Raw genomic sequence first — 16,399 nt, 5'->3', positions numbered from 1 at the left:
GGGTTCTCCGGGGCTGGGTTGTCCCGAATCGCCGGGCTCAGGCCTGATTTCCGGAGTTGCCGGGCTCGCCCCTGCTTCTCGCAGCCGCAGGGGCCGGCCCCTGCGGGCGCTCCTGCGTCGCCCTCGACCCTCGCTGCCCGCGGGAGGCCCGGGCCGGTCGCGTTCGTCCAGGCCGTGGCAGAACTCTGCGCCGGGCCCCGGCGGCCCAGCCCGGTCAGCCTGGTCACGGACCCGGCCGACCGGCCTGGCTGGTGCCGTGGCCGGGGCGACGGCGCTCTCCGGCCGCCGCCGTCTCGTCAGAGAGAGCCGAAGCCGACCTTGCGCTGCTCCTCGCTGCCGATCTCGACGTAGCCGACGTTGTGCGCGGGGATCATGACGCGGCGCCCGCGCGTGTCGGTGAGCTCCAGGACGCCGTCGGGCAGGGCCTTCTTCACCGCGGCGGCAACGGCATCGGCCGCCTCCTCGGTCTCGACGACGACCTCGCGCGGCAGGTGCTGCACACCGATGGTGACTTCCACGTTCACTCCTTCACGTGCCCGGACGGGCGGCGGGTCGCCGGGGGATCCCGGCTCGTCGCGATCCTAACCACGGCGACCGGTCCTGGCCGTGCGGTTTCGCCGAGGGCCGATGCGGGAACAGATCGGCGTGCGCCGCCTGCGTGACCGGTTCGTGACCTCGTGGCACGATGTCCCCGTGCACAAGGCTCCCAGTCCCGGCAGGTCCGCCCTGGTGCTCGCGCTCGTACTCGTGGCCGGCGTCGGTGCGGGCGCCACGGTCATGTTCGCCCAGCGGCCCGCCGAGTCGCGGGCCGCGGTGTCGAAGATCTTCGAGGGCGGGGTCGGACTGGACGCGGAGGCCATGCGCGAGGACAGCACCGGGGAGGTGGGTGCGGCAGCGGCCCCGTCGTCGGACGCCGGAGCCGCCGCCCGGACGCCGGACGACGCGTCGGCCGGGGGGACGACGCCGGAAGGACCGGACCCGGGCGGGACGACAGGGTCCGAGGAGTCGGTGACGTCGGAGGCGGCGACGGACTCCGCAGGGGAGCCGGACGCCGGAGGGACGGCGCCGCCCGAGCGGGCGGGTCGCAGGAACTCGGCCAAGAGCCCCACGCCCGAGGAAGGCTCCGGGCTGCTCGGCGACGACGTCGAGGTCGCGAAGGCGGCGTCCGGGAAGCTGCGCACCGCGGAAGGCAGGGAGCCCGCGCCGGGGCGCGGTGAGGTCCTGAAGGTGCGGGTCGCGGTGGAGAAGGGGCTCCCGGTCGACCGGGACGTGTTCGCGGACGCCGTCATGACGACCCTGAACGACCCGCGCGGCTGGAGCTCGGTCGACAAGGTGACGTTCGCGCGCACGGACCGCGACAACTACGACTTCCGCGTCGTGCTCGCCAGCCCGAGGACGACCGACAGGCTCTGCCTCCCCCTGGACACCGGCGGGTCGCTGTCGTGCGGGGTCGTCGGGACGGCGGTGCTGAACTTCCGGCGCTGGGCGGAGGGCTCCGACGTCTGGAAGAGCGACGCGCGGTACCGCCAGTACCTGGTGAACCACGAGGTGGGGCATGTCATCGGGCACCGTCACGACCTGTGCGCGGGCAAGGGCAAGAAGGCGACGGTGATGGTCCAGCAGACTCGCGACATCCGGGGGTGCAGGCCCGAACCGTGGCCCGCACCGGACAAGGGCTGACGGACCTCTTCCGTTCCGCGGGGCGCCCTGCGTGCTCGCCGGGCGCCCCGCGTCCCGCCCGACGTCCCGCGTACACGCCGCCCGGGCTGCGACGAAGACGCAGGTCCACGGCTGTGTCAGTGTCTCGTGATGGGATGCTCGGCGTGACCACAGCACTACCGAGACTCCGGCTGGTGCCGCCCGGGCAGGACCTGGGGGGCGCCGTCGTCCGTGCGCTCGACGACGCGCAGGCCGAGGCGGTCGAGGTCGCCCTGTCGCGGCCGGTCACGCTGGTGGCGGGCGCGCCCGGGACAGGAAAGACGATGGTCGCGACGCAGGTCGCGGGCGAGGCGCTGCGTGCCGGTGCGGCGCCGGAGCGGGTGCTGGTGCTGTCGGCGTCGCGCCGGTCGGCCGCGCGGATGCGGGACGACGTCGCGGCGCGGGCGGGCCGCACCGTCGGGGCGCCGATGGTACGCACGGTGGCGTCGGCGGCGTTCTCGATCCTGCGTACCCGCGAGCTCGCGCTCGACGCGCCGCCACCCACGCTGGTCTCGGGGCCGGAGCAGGACCTGATCCTGGCGGAGCTGCTGGCCGGGCACGCGGAGGGCGATGGTACGGGGCTCGAGCTGCCGCCGGGCCTGCCGTCCGACTCCCTCGGGCTGCGCGGTCTCCGCCAGGAACTGCGTGACCTGCTGATGCGCGCGGCCGAGCGCGGGCTCGGCCCGGTCGAGCTGCACCGGCTCGGCCGGTCGCACGAGCGGCCCGAGTGGGTGATGGCGGCCCGGCTCTACGAGGAGTACCTCGACGTGATGACGCTGCGGTCGGGGACCCCGGACACGGGGGCGCGGTACGACCCGGCCGTCGTCGTGGACGAGGCGACGCACGCGCTGCAGTCCTGGGAGCAGGACCTTCCCGGGTTGCCGCGCCTCACGTGGGACCTGGTCGTCGTGGACGACTACCAGGAGGCGACGGCGGCCACCGCCCGCTTCCTGCACGTCCTGCACGACGACGGTGCGCGGGTCGTGCTCCTGGGTGACCCGGACAGCGCCGTGCAGGGCTTCCGTGGTGCCGCACCGGGTCTGGTGGGGCGTGCTGCCGCGAGCACCGGCCCGGTGGGGTCGTTCGACGCCGCGACGGTGGTGCTCGGCACCGCCTGGCGGCAGGGGACGGCGCTGCGCGAGGTGACGCGGGCCGTCACGGGGCGGATCCCCGTGCTCGCGAGCGTGCTGCACCGGCGGGCGGGGGCGCGACCGGAAGACGAGCCGGGCGGCGACACGGGTGAGGTGCCGACGCGGTCGGAGGCGGGCGCGTCCAGCGCGAGCGAGGCGCGCACCCGCGAGGCCGTGCGGGTGGCCGTCCTGCCGGGTGCGGCGCAGGAGGCCGCGTGGATCGCGCGCGAGCTGCGGGCGGAGCATCTGCTGCACGGCACGCCGTGGGATCGAATGGCCGTGATCGCGCGGAGCGGCACGCGGCTTGCCGCGCTGCGCCGGGAGCTCGCATCGGCCTCGGTGCCCGTGGCGCTGCTCGGGTCGGACCTGCCGCTCCGTGACGAGCCGGCAGTGGCACCCCTGCTCGCGGCCGCCCGTGTCGCGGCGGGGGCACCGCGCGGCAGCCTGGAGGCGCTCATCGCCGCGGAGATCTCCGGCGGCGACGTCGAGCCGCTCGATCCGGAGACCGCCGCCCTCCTGCTCACGTCTCCGATCGGCGGGCTCGACGCGGTGGGGCTGCGTCGGCTGCGGCGGGCGCTGCGGTCGGAGGAGCTGGCCGACGGCGGCGGGCGCACCTCGGACGCGCTGCTCGTGGAGGCGCTGGGCGACCCGGCCCGTGCCGGGCTGCTGCCCGAGAACGTGCGACGCGGCCCGGTGCAGGTGGCGAGCGTGCTCGCGGCGGGCCGCACCGCGGCCGCCGAGCCGGGGGCGACGGCACAGACGGTCCTCTGGGCGGTGTGGGACGCGACCGGGCTGGCCGAGCGCTGGCGCAAGTACGCGCTGGGTGGCGGGCCCGGCGCCTTGCGCGCGGACCGGGACCTGGACGCCGTGCTCGCGCTCTTCCGCGCCGCGGAGACGTTCGTGGACCGCATGCCGGGGGCGCCCGTGGCGGCCTTCGTGGACTACCTGGAGTCGCAGGACCTGCCGGCCGACTCGCTGGCGGCGTCCGCGTCCGGTGGCGGTGCCGTGGAGGCGCTCACCCCGGCGGGCGCGGCCGGGCGCGAGTGGGACGTGGTCGTGGTGGCCGGAGTGCAGGACGGTGTGTGGCCGGACCTGCGCCTGCGGGACTCGCTGCTCGGCTCGCAGGCCCTGGTGGAGCTGCATGCGGGGCGCGCGGACGATGCCCGCGTGCACGGCGCGGAGGCGCGCCGCCAGGTGCTCGCGGACGAGCTGCGGGCGTTCGCCGTCGCGACGTCCCGCGCCCGGCGGCGGCTGCTGGTGACTGCCGTCGAGGACGCCGAGGATGCGCCGAGCGCCTTCTGCGACCTGATCTCCCCGCGCGACGACGACGGTGGGGGCCCGGATCCCCGCCGCGCCGTCGTCGGCCCGCCGCTGGACCTGCGCGGAGTCGTCGCGGCGGCACGTGCCGAGCTGGTCCGGGCGGTCGCGGCGGGCGCGACGGCACGTGCGGAGCCGTCGGAGCCGATGGCCGGACCGGAGCCGTCGGCCGCGCCCGACGCACCGGAGTCGCCGCACGCGCAGGGCGCCGGCGAGCCCGCCCGGACAGCCGCGCGGCTGCTGGCCGGCCTGGCTGCTGCGGGGGTCGCCGAGGCGGACCCGACCACCTGGTACGGGGTGGCGGAGGCGTCGAGCGACGCCGCGCTGTGGGGCCCGCGCGAGACGGTGACGGTGTCGCCCTCGAAGGTGGAGACGGTGTCCACGTGCGCGCTGCGCTGGGTGTTCGAGGCGGCCGGCGGGACGGCACCCGACGCCACCCACCAGAGTCTCGGCACGCTGCTGCACTCCATCGCGCAGGACATGCCGCAGGGCTCCCTGCACGAGCTGAAGGCCGAGCTCGACCGGCGCTGGCCCGAGCTCGCGCTGCCCGAGGGCTGGCCCTCCCGGCAGTTGCGCGGGCGGGCCGAGCAGATGGTGGAGCGCCTGGCCGGCTACCTCGCGGGCTCGGGCGAGCCGCTGCTCGTCGAGGCGGACTTCGACCTGCGCGTAGGGCGCGCGCGGCTCCGTGGCCAGATCGACCGGGTCGAGGACGCGGGCGATGAGGGCGTGCGGGTCGCGGACCTGAAGACCGGCAAGTCGGCCCAGTCCAAGGCCGAGGCCACCGAGAACCCGCAGCTCGGCGCCTACCAGCTCGCCGTGGAGCAGGATGCCCTCGACCTGCCGGACGGCACGGTCAGCAAGGGCGCCAGCCTCGTCTACGTCGGCACGCCGTCGGCCCGCGCGACGGTCCGGGACCAGTCGGCGCTCGCACCGGGGCCCGACGGCGAGTCGTGGGCGCGGGACGTCGTCGAGCAGGCCGCCGACACGATGGCGTCGGACAGCTTCGCGGCGCAGCGCAACAAGCTCTGTGAGATGTGCTCGGTGCGTCGCTCCTGCCCGCTGCAGCCCGAAGGACGCAAGGTGGTCGAGTGAGCCAGGACTCCCTGTTCGGTGACGACTTCTTCGTCGACGCCTACTCGACCGGCGGTGCCGGCCCGGCCCGCGACCTGCGTCGCACCCAGGACGAGGCGCTGTCGCACGCGGGCCGCCCCCGGTTCTCCGCGCGCGCCATCGCCAGGCTGCTCGGCAGGCCCGAACCCACCGACGAGCAGACCGCCGTGATCGAGGCCCCGCTCGAGCCGGCCCTCGTGGTCGCGGGCGCCGGGTCGGGCAAGACGGAGACGATGGCGGCGCGCGTCGTGTGGCTCATCGCGAACCGCCTGGTCTCGCCGGAGGAGGTGCTCGGCCTGACCTTCACCCGCAAGGCCGCCGGCGAGCTCTCCCAGCGTGTCCAGACCCGCCTCGCACAGCTCTCCCGCGCGCTCGGCGAGGAGTCGGGCGAGGCCCTGCCCGGCGCGGGCGACCTGGCCATCGACCGGCCCACGATCGCCACCTACAACGCGTACGCGGCCGGGCTCGTGGGCGACCACGGGCTGCGGATCGGCGTCGAACCCAGCGCGCGACTGCTCGGCGAGGCCGAGCAGTGGCAGCTCGCGTCGCAGGTGGTGGAGTCCTGGGCGGACGATCTCGGCACCGACAAGGCCGTCAGCACCGTGGTCGCCGCCGTCGTCGCGCTGTCCGGGGCGCTGGGCGAGCACCTGGTCGAGCCCGCCGAGGCCCGCGCCCGCCTCACGGACATGGCCGAGCACCTGGAGTCCGTCCCCCTCGGCGAGAAGCAGCGCAACCGCACCAAGGACGTGGAGCAGCTCATCGGCTCCGTGGCCGAGCGCGCCCGCCTCGTCGACCTCGTCGTGGAGTACCGCCGCCGCAAGCGGCTCTCCGAGACCCTGGACTTCGGCGACCAGGTGTCGCTCGCCGCAGAGCTCGCCCGGTCGGTCCCCGCCGTCGGGAACGCCGAGCGCTCGCGGTTCGCCGTCGTGCTGCTCGACGAGTACCAGGACACCTCGTACGCGCAGGTCGAGCTGCTGGCGGGTCTGTTCGGCGACGGCCACCCGGTGATCGCCGTCGGCGACCCCCACCAGTCCATCTACGGCTGGCGCGGCGCGTCGGCCTCCGGCCTCGCCCGCTTCCCCGACCGCTTCCGGCGGGACGACGCCGTGGCCGCGCGCGTCCACTACCTGTCCACCTCGTGGCGGAACGACGCCGCGGTCCTCGCCGCGGCGAACGTCATCGCCGGCCCGCTGCGCCGCCCCGGGGGCCCGGGCCGGGCGACGGCGCGCGGCGGAGGGGCGCCGGACGTCCACGTCCCGCCCCTCGACCTGCGCCCCGGCGCCGGGCAGGGCCAGGTGTCCGGGCACGTCGCGGCCACCATGGAAGAGGAGGCGGCCGCGGTCGCGGAGTGGGTGGCCGCCCACTGGCGCCCCGGCACCGACCCGCACGGCCGCACCACCGCCGCGGTCCTGTGCCGGGCACGCTCGCAGTTCGTCCCGATCGAGGTCGCGCTGCGCTCCCAGGGACTGCCCGTCGAGGTGGTCGGTCTGGGCGGGCTCCTGACCACGCCTGAGGTGGTCGACGTCGTCGCACTCCTGGAGGCCGCGCACGACCCGTCGCGCGGTGACTCGCTGCTGCGCCTGCTGACGGGCCCGCGCGTGCACCTCGGCGCCGCCGACCTCCTCGCCCTCGGTTCCTGGGCGGCCGACATCGCCCGCGAGGACGACCCCCGCAGGGCGGGCGATCGTGCACCCGACGGTGACCCGGCCCCAGCCGGTGAGCCCGGACCCGACGACGTGACCGTGGTCGAGGGCGATGTCGTCGACCACCGCTCCATCATCGACGCGCTCGACGACCTTCCCGAGCTCGGGCAGCCCGCCCGTGACGGCCGCACGCTCACCCGCGAGGGGCACGCCCGGCTGACGGCGCTCGCGGCGGTGCTGCGCGGGATGCGCGGCCTGACGTACCTCTCGCTGCCGGAGCTCGTGGTCCAGGCCGAGCGTGCCCTGGGGCTGGACGTGGAGGCGGTCACGGCGGCCGCGCTCCTCGGCGCGGGCGCCGCCGGTGCCGTCAGTGACCGGGGGCGCGAGCACCTGGACGCGTTCCGTGACGTCGCGGCGTCGTTCGCGCAGTCCGCGGACGTCGCGACGCTCGGCGCCTTCCTCGCGTGGCTGGGCGTGGCGAGCTCCCGGGAGAACGGGCTGGACATGCCGGTGCGGGAACCCGACCCGGACGCGGTCCAGATCATCACGGCGCACGCCGCCAAGGGGCTGGAGTGGGACGTCGTGGCGGTGCCAGGCCTGGTCGGTGGTGTGTTCCCGGCGTGGGACCGGGGCTCGCGGTCCGGCGAGAAGTCGAGCGGCTGGCTCAGCAGCCTCGGCGAGCTGCCGTACCACCTGCGCGGTGACGCCGACGATCTGCCGGCGTTCCGGTGGGAGGCCGCGTCGGACACGAAGGACCTGGTGGCGCTGCGCGAGGAGTTCAAGCAGGACTGCGGTGCGCACCGGCTGGCCGAGGAGCGCCGGCTCGCGTACGTCGCGTTCACGCGGGCGCGCCGCGGGCTGCTCCTCACCGGTTCCTGGTGGGGCACCGCCGCCCGCCCCCGCACGCCGTCGGTGTTCCTGGAGGAGCTGAGCGAGGCCGGCCTGATCTCCACCGAGGGCTGGGTGACTCCGCCGGACCCAGATGCCGAGAACCCGCGCGACCTGGTCACGGAGACGGCGGCGTGGCCGGCGGAGGCGGCGTCGGGCAGCACGGTGACCCCGGCCCGGGACGTCCTGCGCACGACGGCGGCGATGGTCGGCGACGCGGCGTCGGACGGGATCGCCGCGCCGGAAGGAGTGCTGCACGACGCCGTCGGGCACGACCTCGTCGAGCTCACGGCCATGCTGCTGACGGAGCGCGCGGAGCGGGACGAAGGGGCCGTCGAGTTCCCCGCGCACGTGTCGGCGTCGGGCCTGGTGCGTCTCGCGGCGGACCGCGACGACTTCACGCTGCAGCTACGTCGGCCGATCCCGACCGAGCCCACGGTGCACGCGCGGCGCGGGACCCAGCTGCACGGCTGGGTGGAGCAGTTCTACCGGTCGGCGTCGCTGCTGGACGTCGACGACCTGCCGGGCGCCGAGGCGGACGACCTGCCCGTGGACACGGACCTGGCCAAGCTGCGCGAGACGTTCCTGCGCTCGGAGTGGGCGGCGCGCACCCCGGTCGCGGTGGAGGCCGACGTCGAGACCCCCGTCGCCGGGGTCATGCTGCGCTCCCGCATGGACGCCGTGTTCCCGGACCCGGACGGCGAGCCGGGCAGCGTCGTCGTCGTGGACTGGAAGACGGGCCGCGAGCCGCACGACCGCACCGCCCGGGCGGCGCGCGAGGTGCAGCTGGCCGTCTACCGCCTGGCATGGTCCCGGTGGACGGGCCTCCCGCTGCACCAGGTCAGCGCCGCGTTCTACTACCTGGGCTCGGACACGACGGTCCGCCCGGCGCGCCTCCTCACGGAGCAGGAGCTGGAGGCGCTGATCCGCGGCACCGACGACTGACCGCGCGCCCGGCCGTGCGCGGCCGGCTGACCGTGCACGGCCGGGCGCGGCCGAGTGACCGCGGGCTCGACCGTGCGGCAGGGCCCGCCGTGGTGACGGGTCCTGCCGCACGGTCGTCGCATCAGGGCTGGATGGTCGGTACGAAGTTGTCCAGCAGGAACTGGCCCTCCGCACCGGCGGGGAGCTCACCCATGAAGCGGGAGACGACCCCGGTGGTCTCCGAGCGGACGTAGACCTCGAAGCCGATGATCTCGACGGACCCGTCCCACCAGTGGCCGCCCTGCCCGGCCACCAGCACCGCTTCCGAAGCGCCCTCGATCCCGATGTACGAGGCGTGGAAGCCGAGGTCGTTCAGCCGGTCGGGGTCCGGCATCTCCTGGTCGAAGAACGGTGACTGGACGAGGACCCGCCAGTGCAGGTCCCCGAACTCCTCGTCGGGCACGGCGACCTCGGGGGAGGACCACTCGTGGCCGCTGCCGCCGTCGCCCTCGGCGGCCTCGCCGGTCCAGTCCGGCGGGATCAGGTAGCCGACCCCGTCGGTCTCGGTGCTCTGCCAGTCGTCGGTGGCGCCGGGCGTGGGCTCGCCGAGCGTGATCGGCGTCGTCGTGGGCTCGCACGTGGGCGGGTCGTTGCGCGCCGGCTCGGCGAGGGGCACGGCGCTGGTCGCGGCGCACGCGACCTGCGCCGGCTGGGCCACGGCCGCCGACGTCGCCCCCGCGGTCATGCCGGCGGCGAGGCCGGCGATGAGGACGGAGGTACGGAACGTCTTCTTCACTGTGTGTCTCATACTGGCTATGACGCTGTGACCACGGGTTTCGTTGCCTGGCGCAGGAGATCGGCTGCGTCGGGCGCCGAGGGTGCTCACCCCTCTTCGCGCGTCGCCTCGTCCAGGTCCTGGAGCATCGCGGTGGCGTCCGTGACGACCTCGGGGAGCCGGTGGCGCACGCCGTGCAGCAGCCAGCGCGCGAGCGCGAGCTCGCCCACGAGCAGCGCGCGATCCTGCAGACGCGGGTCGCTGAGCTCGGTGCGGCGCAGCTGGTAGGCCTCCATAATCGAGTCCGCGGCCTCGACGGGCGCGGCGACCAGGAGCCACGCGAGGTCGTCGGCGGGGTCGGCGACCTTCGCCTCGGACCATCCGGAGATCGCCACGACGCGCCCGCGGTCCACCAGCATCTGGTCGGCGGCGAGGTCGCCGTGCACGACGACGGGCTGGAACTTCCACAGCGACACGTCCTCGAGGGCAGCCTCCCAGCGGTGCAGCAGGGTCGGCGGGATGCGTCCGGTCTTAGCCGCCTCGTCGACCTCCGACATGCGGCGGTCGCGGTAGTCGCCCGCGGCGTAGCTCGGCAGCCCGCATCCCTCCACCACCGAGCCGGGGAGCTCGTGGATCGCGCCGATCGCCCGGCCGAGGTCCGCGGCGAGCCCGGGACCCGGCGCGAGGGACTCCACGTCGAGCCACTCGCCGACGATCCGCCGGTGCACCACCGCGCGTCCGCCCTCGGGCAGCAGCGCGTACCCGGCGATCTGCGGTACGACGAACGGCAGCACGCCCGTGTCGACGTACAGCTTCAGCGACTCGAGCAGCTCCATCTCCGCCTCGAGCGCGGCGCCCGCGACGGTGCTCCGCGGGGCACGGACCACCCATTCCTGGTCGTCCTGGCTGGTCACGATGGCGGCGTCGTAGTCGCCGGGCATGGTGTCGGTCCGGACCGACGCCGCCTCCAGACCGGGTACGGCCGCCGTCGACAGGGCGGCGAGCGCGAGGGGAGTACGTGGCACGGCCCTACGGTATTCCGCTCGGGCCCCCCGGCGTGCAACCCGCGCCGGGCGACGGCCGTTACGGTCGGTCCATGCTCGATCTTCCCCTCGCGCACGTCGCGCACGACCGTGCCGCGCACCGGCGGACCAAGCCCGGACTTCTCGACGAGGTGCTCGCCCGGCCCGAGACCCAGGTGCTGCTGGTGGGCGCCGGGCGGGTCGCCGCGGCCGGGCGGGTCCCGGCGTTGCTCTCGACCCGGGAGGCCGCCGTCGTCGGACAGGCCGCTGCAGCGCCCGGTGTCGCCGGTGCCGAGCACTACTTCCTCGGCGAGGCCGACGACGTCGCCTACGTCGCGCGTGCCCTGCCCGGCCTCGCCGACGACGCCGTCACCGGCCTGCCCGACGGTCTCACCTGGATCACCCCGCGCGACCTCGCCGACTCCGACGACGCCCTGTCCACGGGCCTCGCCGTCGAGGCGGTCGGGCTCGCCAACTGGCACGCGGTGACGGCGTACTGCCCGCGCTGCGGGAGGCCGACCGAGCCCACCGCGGCCGGGTGGGTGCGGCGGTGCGAGAGCGAGGAGAAGGACCACTACCCGCGCACGGACCCCGCCGTGATCATGTCCATCGTCGACGACGACGACCGCCTGCTGCTCGGCCGGGGCAGCACGTGGCCGGTGGACCGGATGTCCGTCCTGGCCGGGTTCGTGGAGCCCGGGGAGAGCGCCGAGCACGCGGTGGCGCGGGAGGCGGGGGAGGAGGCGGGGATCGTCGTCGGGCGGGTCGAGTACCGGGGGAGCCAGGCGTGGCCGATGCCCGCCTCGCTCATGCTCGGGTTCCACGCCCACGCCGAGACCACGGACCTGGTTCCCGACGGCGACGAGATGGCGGAGGTCCGCTGGTTCACCCGCGGCGAGCTGTCGGCCGCCTACGCGGACGGCGTCCTGCGGGCCCCCGGCCGCGCGTCGATCGCCCGGTCCCTCATCGAGGACTGGCTCGGCACCGCCCCGGACCGCCCTCCGGCCTGACCCCACGCGGTCGAGCGCTCTCGCTCTCCCGGTCGGGCGCACGGCACGGGTCGGCTCCGAGGGACCGAAACCCGACCACGACTGTGCACCCGACCGCGAGGGGGGAGGGGGCCGTCGGCAGGGAGGACGGCCGCGAGAGGGTCAGTTGGCGAGGGCCGCCTTGACGTCTGCCAGGGACGGGTTGGTCGCCGCCCCGCCGTTCGGGAAGATCACCGTCGGGACGGTGCGGTTGCCGCCGTTGACCTGCTCGACGAACGCCGCCGTCTCCGGGCGCTCCTCGATGTCGATCACCTCGTAGCCGATGCCCTCCGAGTCGAGCTGCGTACGCAGCCGCCGGCAGTACCCGCACCAGGTGGTCGAGTACATGAGGACGGTCCCCGGGGCGGGGACCGGCGTGGCGGTCTCGGTCATCTCTTCGTCTCCTTCGCGATGTACGACGGTGGTCGCGGGTGCCCGGCATGCGCTGCCGACGGTCGTCGGCAGCGGCGTCCTTGCAGGCAGCACCGGCCGCTGTCGTCGGTGTCGGTCTCTCCTGACAGAATCCGTGCCATGGTGACGCACGCGCCTGCTCGTTCCAACTCCGCGATGGACCCGGTTCATCCCGACTCGATCCTCGACGCGCTCGATCCCGAGCAGCGCGAGGTAGCACTCGCCCTGCGCGGCCCGGTGTGCGTGCTCGCCGGCGCGGGCACCGGCAAGACCCGCGCCATCACGCACCGCATCGCCTACGGCGTGCGCAGCGGCAGGTACAAGCCGAACAGCGTCCTGGCCGTCACCTTCACGGCTCGCGCGGCAGGGGAGATGCGCACCCGGCTGCGGGACCTCGGCGTCCAGGGCGTGCAGGCCCGCACCTTTCACGCCGCCGCCCTGCGCCAGCTCGGCTACTTCTGGCCCCGCGTCGTCGGCGGTGCTCCGCCCCGCCTCATGCAGCACAAGGCCCAGATCGTCGCCGAGTCGGCGCGGCGGCTGGGCCTGTCGGTCGACCGTGTCGCCGTGCGGGACCTGTCCTCGGAGGTCGAGTGGGCCAAGGTCGGTCTCATCACCGCCGACGACTACGAGAAGGTGGCGGCCGCCCGCGGCCGCCCGGCACCGTCGGGCTACGGACACCAGACGATCGCGCGCCTCATCACCATGTACGAGGAGGTCAAGACCGAGCGCGACGCCATCGACTTCGAGGACGTGCTCCTCATGCTCGCGGACATGCTGAACAGCCACAAGGCGGTCGCGGACGAGGTCCGCGGCCAGTACCGGCACTTCGTCGTCGACGAGTACCAGGACGTCTCCCCCCTGCAGCAGTTCCTGCTGGACCAGTGGCTCGGCGGGCGCGACGAGCTCTGCGTCGTCGGCGACCCGTCCCAGACGATCTACTCCTTCACCGGCGCCACCCCGGACTTCCTCCTCGACTTCCGGCGCCGCTACCGGGACGCCGCCGAGATCCGGCTCGTCCGCGACTACCGGTCGACACCCCAGGTGGTCGGTCTCGCCAACGACCTCCTGCGCCGGGCCGGGCCGGGTGCCGCCCAGGCCCTCGAGCTCGTCCCGCAGCGCGCACCCGGACCCCCCGTCACGTTCACCACCCACGACGACGACGAGTCGGAGGCATCCGGCATCGCCACCCGTGCCGCCAGGCTCATCGAGTCCGGCGTCCCGGCCAACGAGATCGCCGTCCTGTACCGCACCAACGCCCAGTCCGAGGCGTTCGAGACCGCGTTCACCGACGCCGGGGTCAGCTACCTCGTGCGCGGCGGCGAACGCTTCTTCCAGCGCAAGGAGGTACGGGACGCCATCGTCCTGATCCGCGGTGCCGCCCGCTCCGCCGAGCCTGACCTGAGCATGCCCGAACAGGTGCGCGACGTCCTCGCCGCCGCCGGCTGGGCGCCAGAGGCCCCCGCCGTCCGAGGCGCGGCCCGCGAACGCTGGGACTCGATGCAGGCGCTCGTGGCACTGGCGGACGACCTGGCGGAGGCGGCACCGGAGGACTCGCCCGCGACGCTCGCGACGCTGGTGGCCGAGCTCGAGGAGCGGGCCCAGGCGCAGCACGCCCCGACGGTCGAGGGCGTGACGCTGGCATCGCTGCACGCGGCGAAGGGGCTGGAGTGGGACGCGGTGTTCCTCTCGGGGATGAGCGAGGGCCTCATGCCGATCTCCCTGGCGGAGACGGATGCGGCCGTGCACGAGGAACGCCGCCTGCTGTATGTCGGGATCACCCGCGCGCGGAAGCACCTGGACGTGTCCTTCGCGCGCAGCCGCAACCCCGGCGGGCGGGCGACGCGCAAGCGCACGCGCTTCCTCGACGGCATCTGGCCCGACGGTGAGCCGCGTGGTCCGCGCAGGACCCGCGGCGGCCGGGGGAAGGCGCGCACGCTGCTGACCGGCGAGCACGACGTCGCCCTCTTCGACGCCCTGCGTGAGTGGCGCCAGGAGGTCGCGCTGGAGTCGGACAAGCCCGCGTACACGATCCTCACCGACGCGAGCCTCGCCGAGATCGCCGAGGCGCGTCCGAGGTCGGCGGCGGAGCTGGCACGGGTCAACGGGGTGGGCCCAGGGAAGATCGATCGCTTCGGATCGACGATCCTGTCGATCGTCGGCAGCGCTCCGGGCGTGTGACGATCGACAAAACCTGGCCTGGACAGCGCTTTCATCCGGGCTGACGATTCCCGGTGAACCGTCAGCAAAAAAAGTTGGAAAAAGAGTTGGAGTCCGTGAGGCAGGCGGCATAGTCTGCTCGTGTCCTTGAAAGAGCGGGCGTGGCCGAAAGGCTGGGCCCCGAGTGCGTGAGGAGGTGGGAAGTCTGATGGAGATCATGAAGCAGAACCCGACGTGGACGGATTCGCTGTACGGCACGGGTGTGTCGACGTGCGCGAGCCGGCCCGTCTCTGCGCGCGCGGAATTCTCTGTCCACACGCTGCGTGCTCGCGGCAAGGGCGGGAGCTTCCCGAACCCCATCCTCACCTCCGACTCCGCTCCAGGAGCGCATCCGGTCTAGAAAGACCAGACGCCTTCAGGCCGCGGAGTCCACCAGGACCCGTGGCCTGAATTCTTTCCAGGCAGATCCCGGCCTCACCAGGCCGGCTGGAAGAGCCTCAGACCTGGGTCCTGCCCCACCAACGTTCACCGACGACGTTTACGTAACAGGACCACAGGAGACAACCGTGCGCCTCACTGCGCTCCTCGACACCCTCCCCCAGGGCGGATCCGGCCCCTGGAACCCTTCGACCGGCGTTGCCACGAGCGACGTCGACTCCCGCGAGTTCAACCGGATCATGGACTTGCTGCTGCCGTGCCGTACCAACGACCCCGAGCTCTGGTTCGCCGAGCAGTCCGCCGACGTGGAGCACGCGAAGTCGCTGTGCCGCGCGTGCCCGCTGATCGACGGCTGTCTCGCCGGCGCCCTCGAGCGGCGTGAGCCCTGGGGCGTCTGGGGTGGCGAGGTCTTCATCGACGGCGCCGTGGTCGCGCGCAAGCGTGGCCGTGGCCGGCCCCGGAAGTCGGAGACCGCGGCGGACGCCGGGGCTCCGGCGGCCGCATGACCCCGGCGGCCGCGCGGGTGGATGCTGCGACGACACCATCCACCCGCGCGGCCCCTGGGCGTCAGCGCGCGAGGACGACGCACCCGCACCGCGGGTGCGGATCGAACCTCCGGACGCGAGGCAAGCAGTCCGGGAGTGCGACCTCCAGGCAGGAACCGACGGCCGTCGGCCGGTGCCCGTCCAGCTGGGCGAGCACCTGGCCGGCGGCCGTCGCCGCTGCCAGGGCCGTGAGTGCGGCCTCCTGCACCTGCTCGGGGCCCTGTCGGAGCTGTGCCGCGACGAGGTGCCAGTCCCGGTCCTGATCGGCGCGGTCCGCGTCGAGGCAGGTCACACAGGCGCTCCGGCCCGGCAGCACCAGCGGCCCGACGACGACGTCCGCCTCCCGCGCCACCACCGAGAGGTGCGGCACGCCCGCGCTCATCAGCCGTGTGAAACGGGCGGGCAGAGCGGCCCGGGACTCCACCACCACGGCGACGTCGGGCTCGGTCTCCCCGTCCACCTGCACGTCGATCCCCGCCGACCTGCGGGCCAGCACGTGCGCGAGGGCGCTGTCCCGGGGCTCTCCCACGTGACGTGCGGTGTGGGTGCCGAACCCGACGTCCGTGGTCTGCACCGGCTGCGGGTCGTGGAGCACCAGGCGGCCGACCCCGGCCGTGGCGAGGATCAGGGCGAGCACCGAGCCGATGCGGCCGAGCCCGGCCAGCGCCACCGTGGCTGCCGCCCGCCCGGCGAGGGTGGCGGCGCCCGCGCCGTCGGCCCGCAGCATGCCGAGGGTCCGCGCGTCCGCCGTGCTCTCGCCCGTGATGGCGGCCCGTCCGGCCGGCGGTGCCGGGACCAGCATCCCGGCCCGGGACAGGACCTCCAGGAGGAGACCCCGGCGCCCGGGGTCCACGCCGCGCCGTGCGGCGGACTGCTCGGGCGACACGTGCCGGCGGTCACTCAGGTCGCGCAGCCACGCCGCCTCGGCGCGGGTGAGCCCGTCGACGACGAGCGCCCAGCGCGGATCCGTCCCGCACTGCACCGAGCCGCCCGAACGCATGATCACAGGCGTCCCCGGGCGAAGGTGCGACGCGGCGCGCGGCGCCGGCTCGTGGGTGGGGAGACGGTCGGCGGTGGCCACATCCATGGGCGAGCTCCAGGGGCAGTGCGGGGGACGAGCCTCCACCGTGCCAGGCCGGGGCGGCCCGCGCCGTCTGTCCACAGGCCCGGCCGCCGGGCCGTCCGCGCCCGCGCCCGCGCCCGCGCCGCGCCGGGCCGGAAGAGGTGTCGCGGCACACGCACGAGCGAGGCAACTTTGACGTCACGGGGCGTGTTCTTGACTACTTCGCGCCGATAAACGCTACCGTCTTGGT

The 16,399-nt window shown here is 74.7% G+C and carries 12 protein-coding genes; 7 read left to right on the top strand and 5 right to left on the bottom strand.

Going from position 1 to position 16,399, the window contains the following annotated elements; genetic code table 11:
• Positions 1-296: 296 nt before the first annotated feature.
• Positions 297-518, bottom strand: a complete 222-nt coding sequence (locus ACYU96_RS04160) for a DUF3107 domain-containing protein (protein ID WP_460749320.1) — start codon at positions 516-518, stop codon at positions 297-299.
• A gap of 109 nt (positions 519-627) precedes the next feature.
• On the opposite strand from ACYU96_RS04160, the gene ACYU96_RS04155 reads away from it, so the two are divergent.
• From ACYU96_RS04155 to ACYU96_RS04145, 3 genes are all read left to right on the top strand, one after another.
• On the top strand, positions 628-1,680 hold the full coding sequence (locus ACYU96_RS04155) for a DUF3152 domain-containing protein (RefSeq protein WP_460749318.1): 1,053 nt from the start codon (positions 628-630) through the stop codon (positions 1,678-1,680).
• 134 nt (positions 1,681-1,814) lie between these two features.
• Positions 1,815-5,237, top strand: coding sequence for an ATP-dependent helicase (locus tag ACYU96_RS04150; protein ID WP_460749316.1), 3,423 nt, complete (start codon positions 1,815-1,817; stop codon positions 5,235-5,237).
• Positions 5,234-8,731 (top strand): UvrD-helicase domain-containing protein, encoded by a 3,498-nt coding sequence (locus ACYU96_RS04145; protein WP_460749315.1) that lies wholly within the window; start codon positions 5,234-5,236, stop codon positions 8,729-8,731. Before ACYU96_RS04150 ends, ACYU96_RS04145 begins: the two co-directional genes overlap by 4 nt.
• 121 nt (positions 8,732-8,852) lie before the next feature.
• Here ACYU96_RS04145 and ACYU96_RS04140 read toward each other — a convergent pair whose 3' ends face one another.
• Both ACYU96_RS04140 and ACYU96_RS04135 read right to left on the bottom strand, forming a co-directional pair.
• A complete protein-coding gene (locus ACYU96_RS04140) occupies positions 8,853-9,518 on the bottom strand; it encodes a hypothetical protein (protein ID WP_460749313.1) in 666 nt (221 codons plus the stop codon).
• A gap of 74 nt (positions 9,519-9,592) precedes the next feature.
• The gene (locus ACYU96_RS04135) at positions 9,593-10,510 is read right to left on the bottom strand and encodes a phosphotransferase (protein ID WP_460749311.1); all 918 of its coding nucleotides are present in this window, start codon (positions 10,508-10,510) and stop codon (positions 9,593-9,595) included.
• A 71-nt stretch (positions 10,511-10,581) separates the two neighbouring features.
• On the opposite strand from ACYU96_RS04135, the gene nudC reads away from it, so the two are divergent.
• Positions 10,582-11,517 carry an NAD(+) diphosphatase gene (gene nudC, locus ACYU96_RS04130; protein ID WP_460749310.1) on the top strand — a complete coding sequence of 312 codons (936 nt, stop codon included), beginning with the start codon at positions 10,582-10,584 and terminating at the stop codon, positions 11,515-11,517.
• Between the two features lie 141 nt (positions 11,518-11,658).
• Here nudC and ACYU96_RS04125 read toward each other — a convergent pair whose 3' ends face one another.
• A complete protein-coding gene (locus tag ACYU96_RS04125) occupies positions 11,659-11,928 on the bottom strand; it encodes a mycoredoxin (protein ID WP_460749308.1) in 270 nt (89 codons plus the stop codon).
• 138 nt (positions 11,929-12,066) lie between these two features.
• Here ACYU96_RS04125 and ACYU96_RS04120 point away from each other — a divergent pair, with 138 nt between their 5' ends.
• From ACYU96_RS04120 to ACYU96_RS04110, 3 genes are all read left to right on the top strand, one after another.
• Positions 12,067-14,124, top strand: a complete 2,058-nt coding sequence (locus ACYU96_RS04120; RefSeq protein ID WP_460749306.1) for an ATP-dependent DNA helicase UvrD2 — start codon at positions 12,067-12,069, stop codon at positions 14,122-14,124.
• A gap of 187 nt (positions 14,125-14,311) precedes the next feature.
• Positions 14,312-14,503, top strand: a complete 192-nt coding sequence (locus ACYU96_RS04115; protein ID WP_460749304.1) for a hypothetical protein — start codon at positions 14,312-14,314, stop codon at positions 14,501-14,503.
• A 166-nt stretch (positions 14,504-14,669) separates the two neighbouring features.
• A complete protein-coding gene (locus tag ACYU96_RS04110; RefSeq protein ID WP_460749302.1) occupies positions 14,670-15,047 on the top strand; it encodes a WhiB family transcriptional regulator in 378 nt (125 codons plus the stop codon).
• A 61-nt stretch (positions 15,048-15,108) separates the two neighbouring features.
• Here the strand turns inward: ACYU96_RS04110 and ACYU96_RS04105 are convergent, their stop codons facing one another.
• Positions 15,109-16,173: a ThiF family adenylyltransferase gene (locus ACYU96_RS04105; protein ID WP_460749300.1), complete on the bottom strand. Its 1,065-nt coding sequence runs from the start codon at positions 16,171-16,173 to the stop codon at positions 15,109-15,111.
• Between the last annotated feature and the right edge of the window lie 226 nt (positions 16,174-16,399).

It is taken from the genome of Myceligenerans cantabricum (genome assembly GCF_054777735.1).
The sequence above is the reverse complement of the archived record's forward strand: the minus strand, read 5'-3'. Positions and strand labels throughout refer to the sequence as shown.